General features: G+C 31.4%; 23 protein-coding genes and 1 tRNA gene. 19 read left to right on the top strand and 5 right to left on the bottom strand.

Annotated features, from left to right (window positions below; genetic code table 11):
- Positions 1-46 precede the first annotated feature (46 nt).
- Entirely contained in the window at positions 47-748 is a 702-nt protein-coding gene (locus CLJU_RS19340; protein WP_013240525.1) for a lysophospholipid acyltransferase family protein, read from the top strand.
- 15 nt (positions 749-763) lie between these two features.
- A complete protein-coding gene (nth, locus tag CLJU_RS19335; protein ID WP_013240524.1) occupies positions 764-1408 on the top strand; it encodes an endonuclease III in 645 nt (214 codons plus the stop codon).
- Positions 1409-2023: 615 nt separating this feature from the next.
- On the opposite strand, the gene CLJU_RS19330 is transcribed toward nth, so the two are convergent.
- Positions 2024-3262: a competence/damage-inducible protein A gene (locus CLJU_RS19330; RefSeq protein ID WP_013240523.1), complete on the bottom strand. Its 1239-nt coding sequence runs from the start codon at positions 3260-3262 to the stop codon at positions 2024-2026.
- A 171-nt stretch (positions 3263-3433) separates the two neighbouring features.
- Here CLJU_RS19330 and CLJU_RS19325 point away from each other — a divergent pair, with 171 nt between their 5' ends.
- From CLJU_RS19325 to CLJU_RS19310, 4 genes are all read left to right on the top strand, one after another.
- Entirely contained in the window at positions 3434-4591 is a 1158-nt protein-coding gene (locus tag CLJU_RS19325; protein ID WP_013240522.1) for a VanW family protein, read from the top strand.
- Positions 4592-4645: 54 nt separating this feature from the next.
- Positions 4646-4732, top strand: a tRNA-Leu gene (locus CLJU_RS19320).
- A gap of 240 nt (positions 4733-4972) precedes the next feature.
- Positions 4973-5368 (top strand): PBECR3 domain-containing polyvalent protein, encoded by a 396-nt coding sequence (locus CLJU_RS19315; protein ID WP_013240521.1) that lies wholly within the window; start codon positions 4973-4975, stop codon positions 5366-5368.
- 511 nt (positions 5369-5879) lie between these two features.
- Positions 5880-6767 carry a DMT family transporter gene (locus CLJU_RS19310; protein ID WP_013240520.1) on the top strand — a complete coding sequence of 296 codons (888 nt, stop codon included), beginning with the start codon at positions 5880-5882 and terminating at the stop codon, positions 6765-6767.
- A gap of 16 nt (positions 6768-6783) precedes the next feature.
- Here CLJU_RS19310 and CLJU_RS19305 read toward each other — a convergent pair whose 3' ends face one another.
- The gene (locus CLJU_RS19305; protein WP_029170070.1) at positions 6784-7362 is read right to left on the bottom strand and encodes a 5' nucleotidase, NT5C type; all 579 of its coding nucleotides are present in this window, start codon (positions 7360-7362) and stop codon (positions 6784-6786) included.
- A 167-nt stretch (positions 7363-7529) separates the two neighbouring features.
- Between CLJU_RS19305 and CLJU_RS19300 the strand changes: the two genes are divergently transcribed.
- The 13 genes from CLJU_RS19300 to smpB all read left to right on the top strand — a co-directional run bounded on the left by CLJU_RS19300 (position 7530) and on the right by smpB (position 22077).
- Positions 7530-8246, top strand: coding sequence for an N-acetylmuramoyl-L-alanine amidase family protein (locus CLJU_RS19300; RefSeq protein ID WP_013240518.1), 717 nt, complete (start codon positions 7530-7532; stop codon positions 8244-8246).
- A 595-nt stretch (positions 8247-8841) separates the two neighbouring features.
- Positions 8842-9309 carry a tRNA (uridine(34)/cytosine(34)/5-carboxymethylaminomethyluridine(34)-2'-O)-methyltransferase TrmL gene (gene trmL / locus CLJU_RS19295; protein ID WP_013240517.1) on the top strand — a complete coding sequence of 156 codons (468 nt, stop codon included), beginning with the start codon at positions 8842-8844 and terminating at the stop codon, positions 9307-9309.
- A gap of 10 nt (positions 9310-9319) precedes the next feature.
- Positions 9320-10159, top strand: coding sequence for a DegV family protein (locus CLJU_RS19290; RefSeq protein ID WP_013240516.1), 840 nt, complete (start codon positions 9320-9322; stop codon positions 10157-10159).
- A gap of 172 nt (positions 10160-10331) precedes the next feature.
- Positions 10332-11693 (top strand): RNA polymerase factor sigma-54, encoded by a 1362-nt coding sequence (gene rpoN / locus CLJU_RS19285; protein WP_174377513.1) that lies wholly within the window; start codon positions 10332-10334, stop codon positions 11691-11693.
- Between the two features lie 134 nt (positions 11694-11827).
- Positions 11828-12853: a sugar-binding transcriptional regulator gene (locus CLJU_RS19280; protein ID WP_013240514.1), complete on the top strand. Its 1026-nt coding sequence runs from the start codon at positions 11828-11830 to the stop codon at positions 12851-12853.
- A 52-nt stretch (positions 12854-12905) separates the two neighbouring features.
- Positions 12906-13913 (top strand): type I glyceraldehyde-3-phosphate dehydrogenase, encoded by a 1008-nt coding sequence (gap, locus tag CLJU_RS19275; protein ID WP_013240513.1) that lies wholly within the window; start codon positions 12906-12908, stop codon positions 13911-13913.
- 120 nt (positions 13914-14033) lie between these two features.
- Complete coding sequence (locus CLJU_RS23095) at positions 14034-15230, top strand: phosphoglycerate kinase (protein WP_013240512.1); 1197 nt, start codon at positions 14034-14036, stop codon at positions 15228-15230.
- 21 nt (positions 15231-15251) lie between these two features.
- A complete protein-coding gene (gene tpiA, locus CLJU_RS23090; protein ID WP_013240511.1) occupies positions 15252-15998 on the top strand; it encodes a triose-phosphate isomerase in 747 nt (248 codons plus the stop codon).
- A 25-nt stretch (positions 15999-16023) separates the two neighbouring features.
- Positions 16024-17559 carry a 2,3-bisphosphoglycerate-independent phosphoglycerate mutase gene (gene gpmI / locus CLJU_RS19260; RefSeq protein ID WP_013240510.1) on the top strand — a complete coding sequence of 512 codons (1536 nt, stop codon included), beginning with the start codon at positions 16024-16026 and terminating at the stop codon, positions 17557-17559.
- A gap of 94 nt (positions 17560-17653) precedes the next feature.
- Positions 17654-18952: a phosphopyruvate hydratase gene (gene eno, locus CLJU_RS19255; RefSeq protein WP_013240509.1), complete on the top strand. Its 1299-nt coding sequence runs from the start codon at positions 17654-17656 to the stop codon at positions 18950-18952.
- A 120-nt stretch (positions 18953-19072) separates the two neighbouring features.
- Complete coding sequence (gene secG, locus CLJU_RS19250; RefSeq protein ID WP_013240508.1) at positions 19073-19306, top strand: preprotein translocase subunit SecG; 234 nt, start codon at positions 19073-19075, stop codon at positions 19304-19306.
- Between the two features lie 125 nt (positions 19307-19431).
- Positions 19432-21570 carry a ribonuclease R gene (gene rnr / locus CLJU_RS19245; RefSeq protein WP_013240507.1) on the top strand — a complete coding sequence of 713 codons (2139 nt, stop codon included), beginning with the start codon at positions 19432-19434 and terminating at the stop codon, positions 21568-21570.
- A gap of 33 nt (positions 21571-21603) precedes the next feature.
- Positions 21604-22077 carry an SsrA-binding protein SmpB gene (smpB, locus tag CLJU_RS19240; protein WP_013240506.1) on the top strand — a complete coding sequence of 158 codons (474 nt, stop codon included), beginning with the start codon at positions 21604-21606 and terminating at the stop codon, positions 22075-22077.
- 80 nt (positions 22078-22157) lie between these two features.
- On the opposite strand, the gene CLJU_RS19235 is transcribed toward smpB, so the two are convergent.
- Genes CLJU_RS19235 through CLJU_RS19225 form a run of 3 tightly spaced genes read right to left on the bottom strand, consistent with a single transcriptional unit; the run spans position 22158 to position 24622 of the window.
- Positions 22158-23255: a GerAB/ArcD/ProY family transporter gene (locus CLJU_RS19235; protein WP_013240505.1), complete on the bottom strand. Its 1098-nt coding sequence runs from the start codon at positions 23253-23255 to the stop codon at positions 22158-22160.
- A gap of 1 nt (position 23256) precedes the next feature.
- Positions 23257-24369 (bottom strand): GerAB/ArcD/ProY family transporter, encoded by a 1113-nt coding sequence (locus CLJU_RS19230; RefSeq protein WP_013240504.1) that lies wholly within the window; start codon positions 24367-24369, stop codon positions 23257-23259.
- Positions 24370-24382: 13 nt separating this feature from the next.
- Positions 24383-24622 carry a hypothetical protein gene (locus CLJU_RS19225; protein ID WP_013240503.1) on the bottom strand — a complete coding sequence of 80 codons (240 nt, stop codon included), beginning with the start codon at positions 24620-24622 and terminating at the stop codon, positions 24383-24385.
- Positions 24623-24625 lie beyond the last annotated feature (3 nt).

Here is a 24625-nt window from a genome sequence, read left to right as displayed (position 1 = left end):
CATTTAAAAAAGTATACCATATATAAAAGGAAAGGTGGATTTATTTATGATTTCTCCATGGATGGTCAAGCTAATGGGACATCTCCCTAAAGGACTTCTAGCGTATATTTCAAAAAAAATATTAGGTGGTTACTTAAATAGATGTGCAGATATAAAAGTAAAAGGCATTGAAAATCTAAATGAAGTGGAAAGACCTGTAATATTTATCTGCAATCATTTAAGTAATTCTGATGCTCTTGTATTAAGTAGAGTACTTAAATCGGAAAACCTGACTTTTGTAGCAGGTAAAAAATTGAATCAAAATTCTTTAACTCAGCTTGGTATGTGTATTACAAAGACCATCAATATAAAACCAAATAGTGCGGACAAGGATGCTATATCTAAAGTTATAAAGACCGTAAAAAGTGGTAATAATATACTTATGTTTCCTGAGGGAACGAGAAGTAGAACAGCGAGCTTAGCAAAAGGAAAAAGAGGGGTAGTTTTAATACAGAAACTAACTAAGGCTGCAATTCTTCCTATTGGTATCTCTGGTACTGAAAAACTTTTACCTATAAGTGACAAGGATATGGCTCTAGAAAGTTTTCATAATGCAGAGGTAAATGTAAACATAGGAAAGCAGATAGATATACCGCCCCAAGATAAAGGTGAAAACAAACATGTATATGAAGACAGAATATCAGATTTATTTATGAAAAAAATAGCAGAACTTTTGCCTGAACAATATAGAGGAGTATACAAGTCTTAACGAAGGTGATAAAAATTGGATAAACAAAATATAGATAATATATTGAAAGTACTGAAAGAAACCTATCCAGAAGCTAAATGTGCATTGAATTTTGGATCTCCTTATGAATTGCTAGTGTCCACTATGCTTTCAGCTCAATGCACCGATGTAAGAGTGAATAAAGTTACATCAGAATTGTATAAACAATATAATACCCCTGAAAAAATGATATCTCTAACAGAGGAAGAATTAGGAGAAAAGATAAAAAGCTGTGGCTTTTTTAGAAATAAAAGCAAGAATATACTTGCAACTAGCAGAGAACTTGTTGAAAAGTATGATGGAGAGGTACCACATACTATGGAACAATTGATAGAACTTCCAGGAGTAGGCAGAAAAACTGCGGATGTTGTTTTATCAAACGCCTTTGGAGTTCCAGCAATTGCAGTGGATACTCATGTATTTAGAGTATCAAATAGACTTGGAATTGCAAAAGGGACTACTCCTCACAAAGTAGAAATGGAACTTATGAAAAATATACCTAAAAGTATGTGGAGTGATTCACATCATTATTTAATATGGCATGGAAGGCGCATATGTAAGTCAAGAAAACCTGATTGTGAGCATTGCCCTCTAGCCCCTTATTGTGAATACTTCAATCATCCAGAGGAAACTAAGTCTTGAAGTTTAGAATTTACATAGAGTTTCTAAGTAAAAGTTGAATATACAGAGGATATGCTGACAAATTTCATCACCATAAAAACTTTTGATAAGTCTATAGTTCGTATTTTGAAAATCTAAAGAAGCTTAGATAAACTCGTACCTCAGACATATCTAAGCTTCTAAGATTTTCAAAAAATACGAATCTAAGACTTATAAGAAAAGTTTTTAAGTGTGATTTCAATTTTGTCAGAATATCGTCAAGTATATTTTAACTTTTAGTTAGAATTTGTACATATAGATAGTTAACTCTACAATTAAACTTATCCAAATTGCCAGTTTGATTTAAATGCTAAAGTTATAAATACAACCAAGATTTACAATCTATAGTGGTTCTAACTAAAAAATCAGCTTATGTGTAGGCATATCTTTACAATAAGCAAGTACATTTAAATATTTTGTATATAAGTCTTAGTGGAAAATTCACAAAAAAACTTAGACCTTTTGAATTGTTTGAGGTACGAGTTTTCAAAAGGTCTTAGATTTTTGTAAATTTTCTGCTTAGACTTATCAAAATATTTAACGTACTTGTGGTTGTAAAAATATTCGGAGCATAAGTTGATTTTTCGTTTAGAAACTCTATGAGTTTATAATGTGTCTTCTTATCAAATCGAGAGCAGTCATAGTTGCTCTTTGTCTTACTACATCTCTGCTGCCAGAGTATTGGCACTTCTTAACATAAGTCTTTCCATTTATATAAAGTCCTATATATACTAGACCTACAGGATTTTCGTAAGTACCGCCGCCAGGACCTGCAACGCCTGTAGTAGCTATGCCTATATCGGTATTTGCTGTTTTAGCTATACCTTCTGCCATTTCTTTTGCAGTTTCAGAACTAACAGCAGTAAATTTGTCCAGGGTATCCTTTTTTACTCCTAGTCTTTTCATTTTGGCCTCGTTGGTATAAGTGACAGCACCTTCTTTAAATACAGCAGATATGCCAGGATAATTTACAAGTCTTGCTGCTATTAGCCCACCAGTACATGATTCTGCAGAAGATATAGTTAATTCTTTATTTATCAATAATTTCCCTATAACCTCTTCCATAGTGTCATCATTTTCACCATATATATTTATCCCTAGTTTTTCTCTAATTTTAGATTCTATAGGTTTTATAAGCTCTACAGCTTCTTCTTCTGTATTTGCCCTTGCAGTAATTCTAAGTATTGTATCATTTTCTTTTGCATAAGGAGCTACAGTGGGATTTACACTATTGTTTATAAGATCTGAGACACTCTCAGCCATAGAACTTTCGCCTATACCACAAACTCTCAGTGTTTTAGATTTTATTACTCCATTACTGTACTTTTTTAAAAATGGTACTACATAATTTTCAAACATAGGCTTTGCCTCTTTTGGAGGACCGGGAAGTATTATTAAAATTTTGCCATTTTGCTCCATACAACATCCAGGAGCCGTACCATGTGGATTAGGAAATATAGAAGCACCTTCAGGAAAGTAAGCTTGCTTTATATTATTGCCTTCCAAATTTGATTTCCCCATCTTCTTAAAATAAGATTCTAATTGGGTAAGTGAATTTTTATCTAAAATCATTTCCCTGTTAAAGTATTCAGCACCAGTTTCTTTAGTTAGATCATCTTGTGTAGGTCCAAGTCCTCCAGTTGTAATTATGATGTCAGTTCTTTCAAAAGATTTCCTAAACTCATCTAAAAGTCTCTGAGGATTATCTCCCACAACAGATTGGTGATACACTTCTATACCAAGATCAGCTAATCCTTTGGAAATAAATTGTGCATTTGTATTTACTATATCTCCAAGTAAAATCTCTGTACCAACGCATAATATCTCAGCTTTCATTTATGTACTCCTCCATATTTAAGTATATTTAAAAAACAAACATACTTTCATGATAGCATAAAAGTTATGTTTGTTTGTTACAAATTAGTAATAATTAAATTAATAATTTTTATATATAAAAGCTATTACTCTATAGTATAATAACTATGTGAAAGTGAAGAGGTGATAATGATGAGTGGAAAAAGAAAGACTAGGAAGTCAAAGAGAAAGTCAGGCGGAACATTAAAAATACTAGGTTTAGCTGCTTTAACTATTTTTTTGAGTATAAGCTGCGGATTTATAGTTTACCATTATAATGATGTAAAATACTGGGATAACTTAATTTATCCTAGAGTTTCTATAAATAATACGGATCTTTCTGAAAAAACTAAAGATCAGGCTAAAAGTATAATGAGCAGCGAATATTTAAACAAATTTCAACAGAAACAAATCACTATAACTGCAGGAAATAAAAGTTATGAATTACCTTATTCGAGTTTAAGTTTTACGTACAACTTGGATGATACGATAAAGTTGGCCTATTCTTATGGAAAAAGCAGCAATATATTTAAAAAATATGAATTATTAAAGAATCCTAAAAATGTAAACTATAATTTGAAATTTTCTTATAATACCAAAGTTATAGATAATATGGTAGATAAAATTGCAAGTGAAGTTGATACAGAACCTGTGAATGCATCTCTTGAGATGGGAGGAGTGAAGTTTTCAGTAATACCACAGAAAGATGGGATTAAAGTAGATAAAGAAGCTTTGAAAAAAGATATTGAATCTAAAATAGATAATAATTCAGATCAGGATTTAACTGTAAAAGCGGTACTCAAAACTACTAAAGCTAAAATAAAGGAAGATGATCTTAAACCTGTGGACACATTAATATCTAGTTTTAGTACAGCCTATGGCGGCATATCTTCTGGTGAAAGAGCAAATAATATATCACTTGCTACTAGCAGCATAAATGGACATGTAGTAATGCCAGGAGATACTTTTAGCTTCAATGATGTTGTAGGTCAGAGAACTGCAGCCAAAGGATATGAGGCAGCTCCTGTTATTATTGGAGATAAAGTGGAGTCAGGACTTGGCGGTGGAATATGCCAGGTATCTACCACGCTTTATAATGCAGTTGCTAAAGCAGGACTTACATCTACGGAAAGGACTCATCATACTATGCCTGTTCATTATGTCCCTGAAGGAATGGATGCTACGGTAGATTACGGAAACATAGATTATAAATTTAGAAATGATTTTAAATATCCTATATACATACAAGGTTATACTTCAGGTGGTAACATAGTATTTAATTTATATTCCAATTCTTCAGTATCAAAATAGAAGTTACGTATTAACTTAATTAAAAAAGTATGCTATAATAGATAAGTAATTTGTGCGGATATGGCGGAACTGGCAGACGCGCTAGATTCAGGTTCTAGTGAGGGAAACTTCATGCAGGTTCAAGTCCTGTTATCCGCACCAAAGTCAATGGTTAACAGTATTAATTAAATTTTAATATAAAAATTTTATACACTAGAACTTAAAGAATTATTTGAGTGACTGGTGTATTTTTGTCTTATAATAGAACTTTGAAGTAGCAGAGGATGTTGATATGTAAAAGCTATGGGGTACAAAAATAACTAATTTTCTACAAAATATTTACTACTTGTCCCAAAAGTTATAAGATTATAGGAGCAGATATTTTGTAGAGGAGATGGGAAAATGGAAGGTACGGATGATAAATTAATTCAAGTTGGAAGGTTTTATCAAAAATTAAATGATATAATTGGTTCAAATTTACCATTACAAAAAATATATCGCTCCAAAGGACTTCCAGCCCATTTAATAAAGGAAAAACATTTTAATTGTTTAAAACATATAGATGATATATCAAATATCATAAAAAATCCTGATTATGTCGGGATAAATCCAAATGAAAAAGGAGATACTGTAGAATTAATTAAAGTACTTGATAAAAATATCCTAGTTGGAATAAAGTTAGATGTTGATGAAAATTATTTATATGTATCTACAATGTATGACATTCAAGAATCAAAGCTTCGTCGAAGGTTACATAGTGGAAGAGTTAAGAAATTTATTATTGACAAAAATAAGTAAAGAATGTATAATAATTGTGACAAGTGAATATGATAATTATAGGATTATTGAGGTCGGAAATGGTTCCCGACACACTCGAAAGAGTACCTGAGATGATGGATACACCGCCCATCCGATAATCCAAGTGTATATAAGACCTCTGATTGATTTTGGGGGCCTTTTGCTATGCTTAAATTTTTTTGAATTAATATGTAGTGTCAGTTAAAAATTTTAAGGAGCTTGTATAAATATAGATCAGGATTAAATAGAATAGTATATCACATTTTGCTGTGATATACTAAAACATAAATATACATCAAATAAGTTCTAGTGAGAAGCTTATGGATGTTTAGTTTATTTGCATCATGATGTTATGAAAGGTGGAAAAAATATATATGTATTTTTCAGATTTATTTGAAAATGACCAACCAGTTGTATTTTTATAATCCAGGATGAAGGTTGAGTGTTTGTTTAAAATACCTTCTCATAGGCGTTAACTTATATAATTATAAGAAGATGGAGGTATTTAAGAATGAAAAAAAGATTGATTGGATCAATGTGCTTATTCTTAGCAGCTTGTATATGGGGTGGAATGTATGTAGTTAGTAAATATATATTGGAATTTATTTCTCCAATTACACTTGTGTGGATTAGATATGCAATTGCTTTTGTAGTTTTATTTTTAATACTTATGTTTTTTAATTATAAAAAAGGACGTAAGGTAGTTATAAAGAAGAAGGATTGGCTTCTCATTGCATGGATAGGATTTATAGGGTATTTTATTTCTATATGTCTCCAGTTTATGGGAACAAAATTATCAGATGCTCATATGGGATCATTAATTACAGCATCTACACCTGTATTTGTGATTATATTTGCTAGATTCATACTTAAGGAGTTATTTACAAAGAAAAAAATGATTTCTCTTATACTTGCTACCTTTGGTGTCATCATAGTTATTGGATTGGATTCCATGTTTATGAAACATCTTTTAGGAAATATAATTCTTGTTGGAGCTGCTGTGACTTGGGCGCTAGCGTCTGTTTATTTAAAAATAGTATCTAAACGATTTAATTCACTGATTATAACTACATATGCAATGCTATTTGCTTTAATCTTTACCACTCCACTTATGCTCACACAGCATAACAATTTTACCTTAATATTAAATAACAGAAATCTTATACTTGGGATTATCTATCTTGGAGTTGTATCTACAGCAGGAGCATTTTTTTTGTGGAATAAAGGTATTGGACTTATGGATGTAGGAATTGGATCACTATTTTTATTTTTTCAGCCTGTTACGGGTTCAATTTTTGGATGGCTCTACCTCCACGAGCAGCTTACATTTGGCTTTTTTATAGGTGGGACACTTATAGTAATAGCAGTGATTATAGCTATCACAAAAGAGGATAATTGATGAATTGAAAATGCTGTTACATGGCTTTTTCTTGTAACAGCATTTTTTTTATAGTAGTATATATTTCATTCCAATTTAATATCCTGGTGATGTTTTGATTTAAAGGAAGGCGGTTGTAGTTTGTGTCTACTAGTAGTACTTTAAAGTTACTTTTAGATAATTCAATGGCATTTTCATAACTATCTTCTATAAATATGTCACAGTTTAAACTTTTAGCTGTATCTACTTTATGAGTAGAACCAAGAACGTAAACACCATCATAAGGTATTTCATATTTATTCAAGTATTTATGTGTTATAATTTCCAGACATTTTTCACGAGCAGTTACAAAATAAATATTATTTAATTTTGCCAGTTTTTGTGTAACTTCTACGGCATCTTTTCTTATTGTCTCTTCAGTATGAAGTTTAAATTTAATTTTATTGTAAAAATTTATATACTCATCTCTTGTTATTCCAATAATTTTATGAAGTTCATATTGGGTTACTTTATCGGCAGTTATACTCTTATTAAAGTATTTATTGGCACTTTCTATCCAGTAATATGGGTCTGTAATTGTTCCATCAATGTCTATACATATATTCATATTTTTGATACCTCCTATAACAAATATACTAATATATAATTATTAATAGCATATTAAAACAAAATTAAATCTGTGTAAAAATATAATTTGCTAGAAGAATAATATTAACTGGAATATTAAGGAAACAAATGATATAATGTACATATCATAAAAAACAAAAAAGGGACAGTGATATTATGAGAATTGACAGCAGAAAAAAGCTAATGTTTTCCTGCATTTTTTTAATTTTGATAATGTTTATTTTTGGAAAAAATATTAAAATATTGAATCAAGTTAGCTCTATGAAGGTAGCTGCATCTCCTGTAGTTAAAATGTCAAATAATCATAGTTCATCTAAAAAGTATCGTATAGTACTTGACCCTGGTCACGGAGGAATAGATAGAGGGACAAGCTATGGAAATATGAATGAAAAGGACTTAACTTTAAAGATAGCAAAGTATGCTGAGTCTTATTTAAAGAGTCAGGGAGATGTAGTATTTTTGACTCGAGATAAGGACAAGCTGGTACCACTTAAAGAAATAGGTAATAAAACAAATTCTTATCATGCAGATGTTTTTGTTTCAATTCATGTAAATTCTTTAAATGATAAAAACTTTAATGGAATAACTGCATTATATTATGATGTGAACGGATATCAAAAATCTGAAAGGATAAGATTAGCAAAGACAATAGAAAGTCAGGCAGTAAAAAATGATGGTTGGGAAAGTAGGGGTATAAGAAGACAAAATCTAGCAGTACTAAGATATAGTAAAATACCTGGGGTACTTATGGAATGCGGATTTATAACTAATGATGAAGATAGAAAAAGGTTGTCAAATGATGATGTATTAAAAAGACTTGCAAAAAATATTTCAGATGGCATAATAAAATATTTAAATGAAAATCCTCAATGATCGTCAATATAGGTATTACTAAACAAAAAATCAAACTTATACTACGGATATTTTTTACAAACTTCAGTTCATTAAATATTTTGATAAGTCTAAGTAAAAAATTCTAAAAAAGCTAAGAACTTTTGAAAACTCGTACCTCAAACAATTCAAAAGTTCTAAGTTTTTACGAATTTTTTTCTAAGACTTATGTACAAAATATTTAAAAGAACTTCATTATTGTAAAAATATGCCTTCGTATAAGTTGATTTTTAAGTTAGAATACACATATAAATCTACATATGGATCATAAAGTTTAAAATTAAATCTATAATTACTTAAAATTGCTATTGAAAAGTTAATCTTAAATAATCCACAACTGTGGATAGATTCCATGAGGTACGAAGGAAATCGTCATTATTTGAACTTTGATATTTGGACTTTAAACTTTTTTAAAACTTTGCAGCATTGAATTCTAATTGTAGAGTTAAAAGTATGCTCTTTACTGAAACATCAATATGGAGTAATATATTTAATAGGACTTTTGAACTAATGAGTCCATAAACTTAAAGAAATTATTATTTATATTTTATATGTTGTAATAGAGGAGGAAATAAAATTGAGTTTAAATATAGTGTTATTTCAGCCTGAAATACCACAAAATACAGGGAACATTGCTAGAACATGTGTACTTACAGGATCCAAGCTCCATCTGATAAAACCTTTAGGTTTTAGTTTAGATGAAAAACATTTGAGAAGGGCAGGTCTTGACTATTGGAAGTATCTCGATTTAACTTTATATGATTCTTATGAAGAGCTTAGAGAAAAATATAAAGGTGGTACTTTTTATTTTTCCACTACTCATGGAAAAAACTTTTATCATGAAGCCAAATTTAAAGACGGTGATTTTATAGTATTTGGAAGGGAAACCTGTGGTTTGCCAGATGAAATAAGAGACAGTGCCCCTGAAAAATGTATAAGAGTTCCTATGATAAAAACAAGCACTCGTTCCTTAAATTTATCTAATACCGTAGCAATAGTTGCCTATGAGGCTTTAAGGCAGATAGACTTTCCGGATATGAAATAAGGAGTAAGCTATGGAAAAAATAAAGATAATAACAGATAGTACAGCAGATTTACCTGAATATATATTAAAAAAGTACGATATAGAGGTACTTCCTCTTATTATTAATTTTGGTGAAGAATCTTATAGGGATGGAATTGATATAGATATTTATACACTTTTTAATAAAATGGAAAATAGCAGTATTTTTCCTGCAACGGCTCAAGTAAATCCACAGGTGTTTTTAGATTGTTATAGTTCTTATATAAAAAAGGGTTATAAAATAATTTCTATTCATCTTTCATCAAAAATGAGTGGTACTTATCAATCTGCATGCATTGCCAAAGAAACCCTTAAATCAGAGGATATAGTTGTGATAGATAGTATGAATGTAACTTCTGGACTTGGAATTCAAGTTATTAAGGCTGCAAAATTAAAAGGAGCAGGACTTGGAATAAAAGAAATAGAAAATGAAGTTAAGAAAATTTCTCCCCATATAAAAAGCACTCTTGCTTTTAATAGCTTAGATAACCTTGTAAGAGGAGGACGTCTTTCTAAAACAGCTGGAGTTATAGGAAACATTTTGGGCATAAAGATAATAGTCGAAGTGAAAGATGGAGAAATGTCAGTAGTTGACAAGGTAAGGGGAAGCAAGAAAGTTCTTAGAAGTATGTTAACTTACCTTGATCAAAGAGGAATAAAAAGTGCTGAAGATTTGATATTACTTCATGTAGGAGAAGTGGATATATTGGATTCTCTGAGGGAAAACTTAAATGAGAAAAAATTAGATTTTATAGAATGTGAAGTAGGATGTACAGTTGGGGTACATTCGGGATCAGGAGCTTGTGGAGTATTTTTCGTAGAGGATTATTAAGATATATGTAAAGTCTGCAATTTGTAATTTAAGCATTGTAAAGTATTTCATGTATATTACAAATTGCAGAAAAAATAAACGAAATAAAATTTTTTACAGCTTCATGATATAATAAAATAAGGAAGCTGTTTTTTTAGTAAAATGTGAGAATGGGAGGTATATAAAAATGAACATGGATTTTGGACTTAATTTAACTCAAGAACAAAAGTTAATCATGACTCAGCAAATGCAATTATCTATAAAAATGCTTCAGATGTCAAGCTTTGAACTCCAAGAATATATAGAAAAAGAGTTCCAACAAAACCCTGTCCTTGATGTTAAGGAACCGGACTCTACTGAGATAGAAAAAGACAAATTGGATTATAAGGAAATTATAAAGAGTCTTAATTCAAATAATTTTAGTCATCAAAGCTATCAAAAAAGTGACGAAGAAGAAGTGTCTCCTTTTAACTTTATTTCTCACAAAAAGTCCTTAAAGGAATATTTAAAAGAGGAAATAATGGGCTTAAATGAAAAGGATTACGTTAAATCTATATGTTCCTATATTATAGAAAACATAGATCATAGAGGATATTTAGTTATAGAAGAAGGGGAAATAGAAAAAGACCTTAAGATTTCAACAAAGCTTGTAAAGTACTGTATAGGTATAATTCAAACTTTAGAACCTTATGGAATAGGTGCCAGGAATTTATCAGAATGTTTGAGGATACAGGCAAGACAAAGAAAAGTAAAGGATGAAAATATATTTATAATAATAGACAAATATTTAGAGCTAATTGCGGAAAATAAGTATAATGTTATAGCAAAGAATATGGGGATAAATGTGAAGCAGGCTCAGGAATATGGTGATATTATAAAAACTTTTGATCCAAAGCCCTCTAGGGGATTTTATACAGGAGAAGATGTAAAATATATAATTCCAGATGCTTATATAGAAAAAATTGGAGACAAATACTATATAATTATGAATGACGATTTAACACCAAGACTAATTATAAATTCAGTATATAAAGATATAGTTGAAAACCAGGAGGACAAAGAAGCTGCAGATTATGTAAAAGAAAAATTAAATAGTGCAGTATTTCTTATAAAAAGTATACAACATAGAAAAAGTACTATATATAAAGTGTTACAAAAGATATTGGATTTGCAAAGGGATTATTTTGATTATGGAGAAAGATATTTAAAACCAATGACTCTAAAGGATATAGCAAGTAGCATGGACATGCATGAATCTACTATAAGCAGGGCTATAAGGGATAAATATATATATACAAGTAGGGGAACAATAAAAATAAAGGACTTATTTACCACAGGGATATCAAAAGGGTTTGATGGAGAAGATGTGTCTGTATTAATTATTAAAAAGAGTATTGAAAAAATAATAAATGAAGAAGACAAGAAAAAACCTTTATCTGACCAACAAATATGTGATTTAGTTAATCAACAAGATATGAATATTTCTAGAAGAACTGTAGCAAAATATAGGGAGGAGATGGGTATAAAATCATCAAAAGGGAGAAGAAGATTTTAATATTCTCCCTAATATTTATAATTGTTGTTAAATTTTTTTCATATTCCTATTTAAAAAATCATTCATATGTTTTATAATATAGGTGGGACAATTAATAATGTAGTGGGACTGATTTTGACCAGGGAGGCACAGCAGTGGAAGATGTACTTAAATTTGAGCAGAGAATAGTACCTGAATTGGTAAAACTATTAGAGAAAAGATATAACATTTTAAGGACTATATACTATAACCAACCTGTGGGAAGGAGAGTATTAGCCAATAACCTAGGTATAGGTGAGAGAATTGTTAGAACTGAAATAAATTTTCTTAAAGCTCAAGGCTTTATTGAAATAAACACTCCTGGTATGACTATAACGTCAGATGGAGAAGAAATTATAAACAAACTTAAGGATTTTATACATGAACTAAGGGGATTGTCTAAGATTGAGAAATTTATAAAGGATAATCTGGATTTAGAAAATATCATAATTGTTCCCGGAAATTGTGATGAAGATATAACTGTGTTAAATGAAATAGGAAGAGCTGCTGCAAGTTATCTTAAGAATGTGTTAAAAAGTAATGATGTGATTGCAATTACTGGTGGATCCACTATAAAAGAAGTAATTGATAATATGCCTAAAGTTTCTAACATAAAGGATATATTAGTTGTGCCAGCTAGAGGTGGCATGGGTAAAAATGTTGAAACTCAAGCAAATACGCTATCTGCCAGATTAGCAGAAAAATTAGAAGGTAATTATAAATTACTCCATGTTCCTGATAACTTAAGTGGGAATGCGTTAAAGGCAATTATTGAGGAAAAAGATATACAGGATATATTAAAAAGTATATCGAATGCAAATATACTTATGTACGGTGTAGGAATGGCTTGTAAGATGGCAAGAAGAAGAGGATTACCAGAAGAAAAGATAAATAAGATCCAGGAAGATGGAGCAGTAGGCGAAGCTTTTGGATGTTACTTTGATAGAAATGGAAATGTAGTATATTCTACTCCAAGCATAGGAATAGTAAATGAAGAAATAGGTAAAATAGAGATATTGATGGCTGTAGCTGGAGGAGGTAGTAAGGCTGAGGCTATTCTTGCTACAGTAAGAAATAATCATAATGGTATCCTTATTACAGATGAAGGTGCTGCTAGGGAAATTGTTAAATTTATAAAGTAAACACAATATATTATTTTAAAATAAATATTTAATTTTTTAGGAGGAATTATAAATGGTTAAGGTTGGAATTAATGGTTTTGGAAGAATAGGAAGGAATGTATTTAAAGCATTAGTAAAAAGATATGCTAATGAATTACAGGTTGTAGGTATCAATGATTTAACTGATGCAAAAACATTAGCTCACTTATTAAAATATGATTCTTTATATGGCAGATTTGATGGAACTGTAGAAGCAAAGGAAAATTCTATAGTTGTAAATGGAAATGAAATAAAAATATTTGCAGAAAGAGATCCTAAAAATATAGATTGGAATTCATTAGGTGCTGAAATAGTTATAGAATCCACTGGACTTTTCACAGATGCTACAAAAGCTAATGCACATTTGGGAGGATCAGTTAAAAAAGTTCTTATATCTGCTCCAGCTAAAAATGAAGATGCAACAATAGTTATGGGAGTTAATGAAGAAACTTATGATGCTTCTAAACATAATATAATTTCAAATGCATCTTGTACTACAAACTGTCTTGCACCATTTGCTAAAATATTAGATAGAGAATTTAAGATAGTAAAGGGACTTATGACTACAGTACATTCATATACAGGAGACCAAAGACTTTTAGATGCTCCTCACAGAGATATGAGAAGAGCTAGAGCAGCTTGTGAATCTATGATTCCAACTACTACAGGAGCAGCAAAGGCAGTTGCACTTGTACTTCCTCAATTAAAGGGAAAATTAAATGGATTTTCTCTTAGAGTACCTACACCTACAGTATCATGTACAGACTTAGTTGCAGAACTTTCAAGAGATGTAACAGTAGAAGAAGTAAATGAAGCATTCAAAAAAGCTGCTGAAAGTGATATGAAGGGAATATTAGGATACAGTGATGAACCTTTGGTATCTGTAGATTATAGAGGAGATGAAAGATCTTCTATAGTGGATGGACTTTCAACTATGGCTATAGGCGGAAACATGGTTAAAGTTGTTGCTTGGTATGATAACGAATTTGGATATTCAAATAGACTAGCAGATTTAACTAAATATGTTGCCGACAGACTATAATATTATAGGGCCTGGTTTTGTAGTTTTGGCTATGAGGCCGGGCTTTTTTACTACAATAATTTTAAAATCAGTTGTATAATGTTACCGTGAAATAAATTTATAAAGGAGTTGGGAACAGATATGGCTTTTAATAAAAAGACAATTGAGGATGTAGATGTAAGTGGAAAAAGAGTACTTGTTAGATGTGATTTTAATGTTCCACTAAAAGATGGAAAGATAACAGATGAGAATAGGATTATCGGTGCACTTCCAACTATACAATATTTACTGGAGAAAAATGCAAAGGTTATACTTTGCTCACATCTTGGAAAACCAAAGGGAGAGCCAAAACCAGAAATGTCACTGCTTCCAGTTTCAAAAAGGCTTTCAGAACTTTTAAAAAAAGAAGTTGTATTTGCAGCAGATGATGTGGTAGTAGGAAAAAATGCCAGGGCTGCAGTTAAGAATATGAAAAATGGAGATGTAGTCCTTCTTGAAAACACAAGATATAGAAAAGAAGAAACTAAAAATGAAGACAATTTTTCAAAAGAACTTGCATCCCTTGCTGAAATATTTGTAAATGATGCTTTTGGTTCAGCTCATAGAGCACACTGCTCTACTGTAGGAGTTACTAAATTTTTGGATACCGCCGTATGTGGGTACTTAATTCAAAAGGAACTTAAATTTTTAGGAAATGCAGTAGAAGATCCAATAAGACCATTTATTGCTATATTAGGTGGTGCTAAGGTTTCTGATAAAATTAATGTAATAAATAATTTGCTTGAAAAGGTAGATACCCTTATAATTGGAGGAGGAATGAGTTATACTTTTTCAAAAGCTAAAGGTCACTCTATAGGAACTTCTCTGCTAGAAGAGGATAAATTGGAGTATGCCAGACAGATGATAGATAAGGCAAAAGCCAAAGGAGTAAAGTTACTTTTACCTATAGATACTGTAATAGCAGATAAGTTTGATGCAAATGCAAAACCTATAGTTACAGATGGAGTAGATATAAAAGATGGTTATATGGGGCTTGATATTGGGCCTAAAACATCTAAGTTATATGAAGAAGCTATAAAAGATGCAAAAACTGTAGTATGGAATGGACCTATGGGAGTATTTGAGTTTGAAAGCTTTGCAAAGGGTACTTTTGCTGTAGCTAAAGCAATGGCTGAATCTGAAGCGACTACAATCATAGGTGGTGGAGATAGTGCTGCAGCTGTAAATCAACTTGGTTTTGGAGATAAGATGACACATATATCTACAGGCGGAGGAGCTTCTCTTGAGTTTTTAGAGGGAAAAGAGCTGCCAGGAATAGCGGCTTTAAACGATAGATAGAAATAAAGGGAGGTAATTTATATGAGAAAGGCAATAATAGCTGGAAATTGGAAAATGAATAAGACTGTAACTGAAGCACTGAAGTTAGTTGAAGAGTTAAAACCGCTAGTAAGTGATGCGAAATGTGATGTAGTTGTATGCCCTCCTTATGTTTGTTTAGATGCAGTTGTGAAAGCAGTAAAGGGAAGTAACATAAAAGTAGGAGCACAAAATATGCATTATGAAGAAAGTGGTGCGTACACTGGAGAAGTAGCTCCTAATATGCTTAAGGATATTGGAATAGATTTTGTAATAATTGGGCACAGTGAGAGAAGACAATATTTTAATGAGACAGACGAGTCAATTAATAAAAAAGTGAAAAAAGCTTTTGAATATGATATAAATCCTATAGTTTGTTGTGGAGAGACTTTAGAAGAAAGAGAATCAGATGTAACAGAAGAAGTTTTAGGGAAACAGATAAAGATTGATCTTGCGGGACTTGAAAAAAGTCAGGTGGGAAAGTTAGTTGTAGCATACGAACCAATATGGGCTATAGGTACGGGAAAAACTGCTACAGATAAACAGGCGAATGAAACTATAGCTTATATTAGAAGTGTAATTGCCAAAATGTACGGTAGGGAAACAGCGGAGAAAACAAGAATTCAATATGGTGGTTCTGTGAAACCGGCTACAATTAAAGCTCAGATGGCACAGTCAGATATAGATGGAGCGTTAGTTGGAGGAGCTAGTTTAAAGTCAGAAGACTTTGCAAAAATAGTTAATTACTAAATTTTATTGTATTTTGGAGGCAAAGATGAAAAAGAAACCAGTAATGCTTATGATATTAGATGGTTTTGGAATATCTGAAAAAGCAGAGGGAAATGCAATTAAAGCGGCCCATAAGCCTAATTTTGATAAATATTATAAAAATTATCCTCATACTGAGTTAGGAGCTAGTGGATTAAGTGTAGGTCTTCCAGAAGGACAGATGGGCAATTCTGAGGTTGGACATCTAAATATAGGTGCAGGAAGAATTGTGTATCAAGCACTGACTAGAATTACAAAGTCCATAGAAGAAAGAGATTTTTTCAAAAATGAAGCTCTAAATAAAGCTATGGATAATTGTCTTAAAAATAATTCATCCCTCCATCTTTTGGGACTTTTATCACCAGGGGGAGTACATTCTCATACGGACCATTTGAAAGGACTTCTTAAATTAGCCAAGGAAAAAGGTCTAGAGGACGTATATATTCATGCGTTTACTGATGGAAGGGATGTACCTCCTTCTTCTGCTGGATCCTATATAAAAGATATGGAAAGTTACATAAAGCAAATAGGAATTGGAGAGATAGCAACAGTATCGGGAAGGTACTATGCTATGGACAGAGACAATAGATGGGAAAGGGTGGAGCTTGCATATAATGCACTTGTATATGGTCAAGGAAAAAAAGCAAAGAGTGCCTTGGAAGCAGTTCAAAATTCCTATGAAGATGGTAAAACTGATGAATTTATAATTCCAACAGTAATTGAAGAACGTGGAAATCCAATTGCTACTATAAAAGATGAGGATTCTGTAATATTTTTTAACTTTAGACCTGATAGAGCAAGGCAGCTTACGCGAGCTATAAATGATAAGGTATTTAAAGGATTTAAAAGAAATAATTTAAATATTGAATTTGTAACTATGACAGAATATGATTCTACTCTGGAAAATGTGGATGTAGCATTTAAAAATGAATTACATAAAAATACATTGGGAGAATATCTCAGCAGTAAAGGAAAGAGACAACTTAGAATAGCAGAAACTGAAAAATATGCCCATGTGACTTTTTTCTTCAATGGTGGAGTTGAAAAACCAAATGAAAATGAAGATAGAGATCTCATTCCTTCACCTAAAGTTGCCACTTATGATTTAAAGCCTGAAATGAGTGCTAGAGAGGTAACAAGTGAAGTGTTAAATGAATTAAATCAAGATAAATATGATACTATAATATTAAATTTTGCTAATCCTGATATGGTAGGTCATACAGGAAAATTTGAGGCTGCAAAAAAAGCAGTGGAAGCAGTAGATGAATGTTTGGGGAAGATTGTAGATGAAGTTTTAGAAAAAGATGGAACAGTATTTATAACAGCAGATCATGGAAATTGTGAGCAAATGACAAATTATTCTACAGGAAATCCTATGACAGCACATACTACAAATGAAGTCCCATTTTTATTTGTATCAAATAACTCAAAACCTTTGAGACAAGATGGGATATTAGCAGATATTTCTCCTACAATACTTGATGTTATGGGACTAGAGAAGCCTTCAGAAATGACAGGTAAAAGTCTCATATTAAAAGATTAAACTTAATTAGCTGATTTTTTAAATATGTATATAAAATTAAAATAAGAAATGAAGGGAGTGAAAAAACCGTTGTTTTACATAGCGGTTAGAATTTATGAAAAATTATATAGAAATAGTAGATGTAATGGCAAGACAAATCCTTGATTCAAGATCAAATCCAACTGTAGAGGTAGAAGTTGTATTAGAAGATGGAACTGTAGGCAGATCAGCAGTACCTTCTGGTGCATCTACAGGAGCATTTGAAGCTGTAGAACTTAGAGATGGAGATACTGAAAAATATAAGGGAAAAGGTGTTTTGAAGGCTATTGACAATATAAATAATTACGTAGCAGAAGAACTTATAGGAATGAATGTATTTGATCAGGTACTTATAGATAAGACAATGATAGAACTTGATGGTACAAAAAATAAGGCTAAGTTAGGTGCTAATGCTACATTAGGTGTATCACTTGCTTGTGCAAGAGCAGCTGCTGAATATTTGGGACTAAGCTTATATCAATATATAGGTGGAGTAAACGCAAAAGTTCTTCCAGTTCCAATGATGAACATATTAAATGGTGGAAAGCATGCTGATAATAATGTAGATCTTCAGGAATTTATGATAATGCCTGCAGGCGCTCCAAGTTTTAGTGAAGCTCTTAGAATGAGCTCTGAAGTTTACCACACACTGAAGTCACTTTTAAAATCCAAGGGTTATGACACTGGTGTAGGTGATGAAGGTGGATTTGCTCCAAATCTAAAATCAAATGAAGAAGCTATACAGGTAATAGTTGAAGCTATAGAAAAGGCTGGATATACTCCAGGAAAAGATATATTTATAGCATTAGATCCTGCTTCATCAGAATTTTATGAAGATGGAAAATACAATTTAAAGGGAGAAGGCAAAGTTTTAACTCCTGCAGAAATGGTAGATTTTTATGTAGATATTGCAAATAAATATCCTATAATCTCCTTAGAAGATGGTATGGCAGAAGAAGATTGGGAAGGATGGGCATTATTAACTGAAAAATTAGGAGATAAAATTCAGTTAGTAGGCGATGACCTCTTTGTAACTAATACAGAAAGATTGAAAAAAGGTATAGATAAAAAAGTTGCCAATTCTATACTTATAAAATTAAACCAAATAGGAACTCTTACAGAGACATTAAATGCTATAGAGATGGCAGAGAGAGCAGGTTATACTGCAGTTGTATCACATAGATCAGGTGAGACAGAAGATACTACAATAGCTGATTTAGTAGTAGCAGTAAATGCAGGACAGATAAAAACTGGTGCACCAGCAAGAAGTGAAAGAGTTGCAAAGTATAATCAACTTTTAAGAATAGAGGAAGAATTAGGGGAAGTAGCTGAGTACAGAGGACTAGATGCATTTTATAATCTAAACAGAAAGTAAAAAAGGACCCGGTGCAAAAACACCGGGTTTTAAAAAAATAGTAAATTGAAATTATTAGATGCATATGTTAATATAGTATATGTGTTAATTTAAAATGCAATATGTAGGAGGAAATTACCTATGCACATTTTTTTAGTAATTTTGCAACTGATAATTGGAGCTGTGCTTATAGCAGTTATATTGGTACAGCCGGGTAAAACTAACGGGTTGAGTGGACTTATATCTGGTGGAGCAGGTGAAAGCTTTTATTCAAGAAATAAATCAAGGACTTCAGAAGCAATGTTAGTAAGAACAACTGTTATACTAGCTATATTATTTGCGATTATATGTGTAGTGCAAAATTTCATAAAGTAATTTAGATAGCAGTTTGTATAAATAGGGTATATGTTGCTCTATTTATTTTTTTATAAATAAATAATTTGGGTAATATTGAATATTTTTACCATAATTAAGTCAAGATAATAGTAGGTGGTGAAAAAATGAATATAAAAGAAGCAATTATAAATTTTATGGAAGAGCAGGCTTATAAGCCTATGAATATAAGGGAATTAGAAGGTATATTTTCTGTAACAAAGGCTGAAGCAAAAGATTTTAAAAAGGTATTGGATGATTTGGAAAAGGAAGGATTGGTAGTTAAAACACGCAGAAAAAGATATGGAATACCAGATAGAATGGGACTTGTAACAGGTAAGTTTCAAGGACATCAAAAAGGATATGGTTTTGTTATACCAGAGAATGAAGGAGCAGATGTATTTGTACCATCTTCCTATTTAAATGGTGCCATGAATGGCGATAAAGTAGTAGTAAAAATAACGAAAATGGAAGACAAAGGTAAAAAATGTGAAGGGGAAATTATAAGAGTATTGGAAAGAGCCAATAAAGTAGTTATAGGTACGTTTGAAGACAGCACAAATTTTGGATTTGTGGTACCAGAAGAAAAGCGTATATATCAAGATATATTTATACCGAAGGAATGTAGAAAAAATGCCCAAACAGGTGATGTGGTAGTTGCAGAAATAACTGAGTGGCCCGAAAAAAGAAGAAATCCAGAGGGAAAAATAGTAAATATATTGGGTAAAAAAGGAGAAAAGGGTATAGATATATTGACCATAATAAAAAAGAATAACTTACCTGAAGAGTTTCCTATAAAAGTTCAGCAATATGCTGAAAATATACCCGAAGAAATTCCAAAAGAAGAGTATGATAGAAGAACTGATTTGAGAAATTTACTTACAGTTACAATAGATGGAGAAGATGCAAAAGACTTAGATGATGCTATTTCTATAAGCAAATTGCCTAATGGAAATTATTCATTAGGTGTCCATATAGCCGACGTATCCAACTATGTAAGAGAGAAAAATCCGTTAGATAAAGAAGCGTTAAAGAGGGGGACGTCTGTTTATCTCATAGATAGGGTTATACCCATGCTGCCTAAAAAGCTTTCAAATGGTATTTGTAGTTTAAATCCTAATACGGATAGACTAGCATTGAGCTGTCTTATGGAAATAGACAAAACTGGGAAGGTAGTACAGCATAAGGTTGTGGAAAGTGTAATTAAAAGCAATGAGAGGATGACCTATACTGACGTAACAAAAATACTGAGAGATAAAGATGCCGAGACTATGGAAAAGTATAGCTATTTGGTGGATACATTTAATTTGATGGAAGAGCTGTGTAAAATTTTAAATAAAAGGAGAATGACAAGAGGAGCTATAGATTTTGACTTTCAAGAATGCAAGATAATTTTAGATGACTTAGGTGTGCCTGTAAAGATTGAGCCTTATGAAAGAGGAATATCTAACAGGATAATAGAAGAGTTTATGCTGGTGTGTAATGAAACTATAGCTGAGCATATGTTTTGGACCAATTTACCTTTTGTATATAGGATACATGAAGACCCCGATGAAGAAAAATTAATGCATTTTAATGAGTTTGTACATAATTTGGGATATGTGATAAAATGGGGGCAGGAAGTCCATCCTAAAGCACTACAGGATATTATAGAAAAGGTAAAGGGTAAAAAAGAAGAGATTGTAGTGAGTACTTTGCTACTCCGTTCTATGAAACAGGCCAGATATTCATCGGAGTGTGTGGGCCATTTTGGGCTGGCAGCTAGATACTACTGCCATTTTACATCACCTATAAGAAGATACCCTGACTTAATTATTCATAGAATTATTAAAGAATTTATAAATGGCAGGTTGACTGATAATAGAATAAAAACATTGGTAAAAGAAGTAGACTATGCTGCAAAACAATCTTCTGAAATGGAAAGAGTTGCTCAAGACGCTGAAAGAGAAGTAGACGATCTTAAAAAGGCGGAATATATGAGTAAAAGAATTGGAGAAGAATTTGAAGGAATAATATCTTCAGTTACTAATTTCGGAATGTTTGTAGAACTTCCAAATACGATAGAAGGATTAGTTCACATGAGTACTTTGGAAGATGACTATTATGTATATGATGAAAAACATTTAAGCCTTGTAGGGGAGAGAAACAGAAACATTTATAAATTAGGTGATGAGATAAAAATTCGAGTATTAAAAGTAGATATGTTCGCTCATGAGATATATTTTGAAGTGGTAAGGGAAATAGATGATGAAAAAAATGGGGACTAGGTAAACAGACGTTATGAAAGGGGATGGGATGCTTTGACTAATAAAAAGTCCAGTAATAAGACTCTTGCAGAAAATAGAAAGGCAAGGCATGATTATTTTATTGAAGAATCCATGGAAGCTGGAATAGAACTGGTTGGAACTGAGGTTAAATCTATAAGAGCAGGTAAATGTAACTTAAAAGATAGCTATGCTGAAATAAGAAATGGTGAAATATTTATATGTAATATGCATATTAGCCCTTATGAACAAGGAAATATTTTTAACAAGGACCCATTAAGAAATAGAAAATTACTTCTTCATAAAAATGAGATAATTAAATTGCAGCAATATACAGCTCAACAGGGATATACTCTTGTGCCAATGTCTCTTTACCTTAAATATGGTAGGGTAAAAGTAAATTTAGCAGTAGCAAAGGGAAAGAAAAACTATGATAAAAGAAATACAATGCTGGAGAGAGCGGCTAAAAGGGATATAGACAGACAGATGAAAGAGAGATCTAAATATTAAATAAAATAGTTAAAAGGTCATATTGTAGTCAATATGACCTTTTAGTAATATACACGTAATATGTTAAGTGTTATTTAGTATTATTCTTTGGATATCCATTTCTTTATGAAAAATACAAATAATAATAGAGTAGGTACTATTAATCCATATGTAATACTAAAAGGTGTCCATATAAAATTAACCCAATTTGCTTGATATATAGTATCTGGAAAAACAACCTCTGACATTACTAATACAATAAGTCCCAGCGGCATAACTATCTTTTTATAGTCTTGCAATTTAAGCAGCTCCGTAAGTCCTACGATGCCTGCATAAAAAAAGGATACACCTATTATAAATAGTGTAACAATCCACACAGCAGCAATTATAAATTCCAGTCTTGTGAATACAATGCCAACATTTATTTCTTTGGCAAGTAAATATGTAGGATACTGTTCTTTGGCAGTTATTCCACTTCCAAGTACCAGTATAGACATAAAATTTGTGATAAAAATCATAAATGCACCCCACAAATAACCTTTGAAAAGTGACTTCTTACCGTCTGATATATTATTAAGGTTAATAGGATATATCATCATTAGAGTGATTAAAGGAAATGTTAAAAAACATGATAAAAATACTGAACTCTTTAGGATTGGAATAATACCATTTTCAAATACAGGCTGAATATTTTCTATTTTTGCATTTGGTAAAACAAGAATCATTGCTAAAAAAAATAAAATTGAAGTAAAATATATGATTATCTCAGAAGCACGTGCAAATGTTTCTAGTCCATATAATAAAGCTATCACAACTGCTATCACAAATAATGAACTTATAATATATGCTGGTGTTTGAGGCATAACTTGAGTAGTTATAAAGTTATCAATATACCATGGCAGATGATAAGCAATTGTTAAATAGAAGAATACAACACTACCTGCAACAATTAAGCCAATCCATTTTCCAAATATTTTTTTTATTATTCCAACTAATGTCATGTCAGGATACTGACTACCCAGAAAACAATAAATCCATATTATCGGTATACCAAATGCAGGAGTAAGTAATGATGTAATCCATGCATCTTGTTTTGCTATGCTTGCTACTAAAGCAGGAACAATAAGAACAGAACCTCCAAATGCAATACTGGTGGCTAATGAAAACAGTTGATGATTTGTAATTTTTATTTTATCCATATTAGTTGTCCTGCCTCTCCAAAGCTAATGCATACTTTTTTATATAAAAACCAGTCACCATTACTATTGGCAAAATTAATCCAAATGTTGCTACAAAAGGTGGCCAAACAAAAGTATCCCAAGTTGATTTATAAATGTCATCTGTGTATACAATTCCTGACATTACAACTATAATAAGTCCTAAAGGCAAAATAATCTTCTTATGGTCTTTTAGTTTTAAAAGTTGTGCAATACTTATAATTCCTGCATAAAAATATATTATTGCTCTTGATAGCAGTGTAATAATCCATACCGCTGCAACTATAAATTCGAGTCTTGTAAAAATAACTCCAACATTTATTTCTTTGGCAAGTATATAAACTGGATACTGTGAATCTGCAGTTATTGTACTTCCAAGTACTAATATTGAAACAAGGATAGAAATAAATATCAAAAATCCGCCCCATAAATAGCCCTTAATAAAGGATTTCCTAGCTTTTGTTGTATTATCAGCATTAGTTGGAAATATCATAAGTAAAATAATAACAGGGAATGTAAAAAAACTGTTTAAAAGTATTGAACCTTCTAAAATAGGAATAATACCTTTTTCAAATACAGGCTGTAGATTCTCTATTCTTGCATTTGGCAAAACGAGTATCATTGATAAAATAAATAAAAGTGAAGCAAAACATGTGAGTATCTCATACGAACGAGCTATTACTTCTAAGCCATATAATAATGCTATTGCTATTACTATAAAGAATATTGTATTTATTAAATAAGCAGGCGTTTGATGCATTTCTTGTATAGTCATAAAATCTCCTATATAATGTATTACTTCTGAATCAGTTAATAAACAAAAAAATGCAAAACCAACTGTAATAATAGAACCAATATATTTTCCAAATGTTTTGTTAATCATTTGAACATATGTCATACCGGGATAATGACTCCATAAGAAACAAATTAACCATAGCTCAAGTGGACCAAATACTACAGTGAGCAACATTGAAATCCATGCATCCTGCCCTGCTAAGCTCGTTATCGAAGCAGAAATAACAAGAGGCCCAGATCCGCATGCAAAACTTGCTGTTAATGCAAACAACTGATGATTTGTAATTTTTATTTTATCCATAATGTTAAGTACCTCATTCTAATAAATTTTTAACAATATTTGTAAGAGGGGAATACACCCACGCTATAAAGTCTGAAGGGTTTGGTATATCCACATTAAGGCTTTTAAGTATTGCAAGTACTGTACCAAGACCAAGTAATATAGAAAATGTCCATAATTCTCTATGGAGGTTTTCTTTTAGCATTTTTGGTATTTCTACAATACACAATATGGTGCTAAAAATTAATACTGATAAAATAGATACTATAAGCATATT

The organism is Clostridium ljungdahlii DSM 13528, from assembly GCF_000143685.1.
Taxonomy (GTDB): Bacteria; Bacillota; Clostridia; order Clostridiales; family Clostridiaceae; genus Clostridium_B; species Clostridium_B ljungdahlii.
This window is presented reverse-complemented; position numbering and strand designations above follow the sequence as displayed.

Excerpts from the sequence above, each read along its gene's own strand:
- CLJU_RS19315 (WP_013240521.1), top strand. The coding sequence starts at position 4,973 with ATGGAAGGTACGGATGATAAATTAATTCAAGTTGGAAGGTTTTATCAA.
- CLJU_RS19330 (WP_013240523.1), bottom strand. The coding sequence starts at position 3,262 with ATGAAAGCTGAGATATTATGCGTTGGTACAGAGATTTTACTTGGAGAT.
- CLJU_RS19325 (WP_013240522.1), top strand. The coding sequence starts at position 3,434 with ATGAGTGGAAAAAGAAAGACTAGGAAGTCAAAGAGAAAGTCAGGCGGA.
- CLJU_RS19310 (WP_013240520.1), top strand. The coding sequence starts at position 5,880 with ATGAAAAAAAGATTGATTGGATCAATGTGCTTATTCTTAGCAGCTTGT.
- CLJU_RS19235 (WP_013240505.1), bottom strand. The coding sequence starts at position 23,255 with ATGGATAAAATAAAAATTACAAATCATCAACTGTTTTCATTAGCCACC.
- rnr (WP_013240507.1), top strand. The coding sequence starts at position 19,432 with ATGAATATAAAAGAAGCAATTATAAATTTTATGGAAGAGCAGGCTTAT.
- CLJU_RS19340 (WP_013240525.1), top strand. The coding sequence starts at position 47 with ATGATTTCTCCATGGATGGTCAAGCTAATGGGACATCTCCCTAAAGGA.
- gpmI (WP_013240510.1), top strand. The coding sequence starts at position 16,024 with ATGAAAAAGAAACCAGTAATGCTTATGATATTAGATGGTTTTGGAATA.
- tpiA (WP_013240511.1), top strand. The coding sequence starts at position 15,252 with ATGAGAAAGGCAATAATAGCTGGAAATTGGAAAATGAATAAGACTGTA.
- gap (WP_013240513.1), top strand. The coding sequence starts at position 12,906 with ATGGTTAAGGTTGGAATTAATGGTTTTGGAAGAATAGGAAGGAATGTA.
- CLJU_RS19290 (WP_013240516.1), top strand. The coding sequence starts at position 9,320 with ATGGAAAAAATAAAGATAATAACAGATAGTACAGCAGATTTACCTGAA.
- CLJU_RS19300 (WP_013240518.1), top strand. The coding sequence starts at position 7,530 with ATGAGAATTGACAGCAGAAAAAAGCTAATGTTTTCCTGCATTTTTTTA.
- CLJU_RS23095 (WP_013240512.1), top strand. The coding sequence starts at position 14,034 with ATGGCTTTTAATAAAAAGACAATTGAGGATGTAGATGTAAGTGGAAAA.
- CLJU_RS19225 (WP_013240503.1), bottom strand. The coding sequence starts at position 24,622 with ATGCTTATAGTATCTATTTTATCAGTATTAATTTTTAGCACCATATTG.
- secG (WP_013240508.1), top strand. The coding sequence starts at position 19,073 with ATGCACATTTTTTTAGTAATTTTGCAACTGATAATTGGAGCTGTGCTT.
- eno (WP_013240509.1), top strand. The coding sequence starts at position 17,654 with ATGAAAAATTATATAGAAATAGTAGATGTAATGGCAAGACAAATCCTT.
- rpoN (WP_174377513.1), top strand. The coding sequence starts at position 10,332 with ATGGATTTTGGACTTAATTTAACTCAAGAACAAAAGTTAATCATGACT.
- CLJU_RS19230 (WP_013240504.1), bottom strand. The coding sequence starts at position 24,369 with ATGGATAAAATAAAAATTACAAATCATCAGTTGTTTGCATTAACAGCA.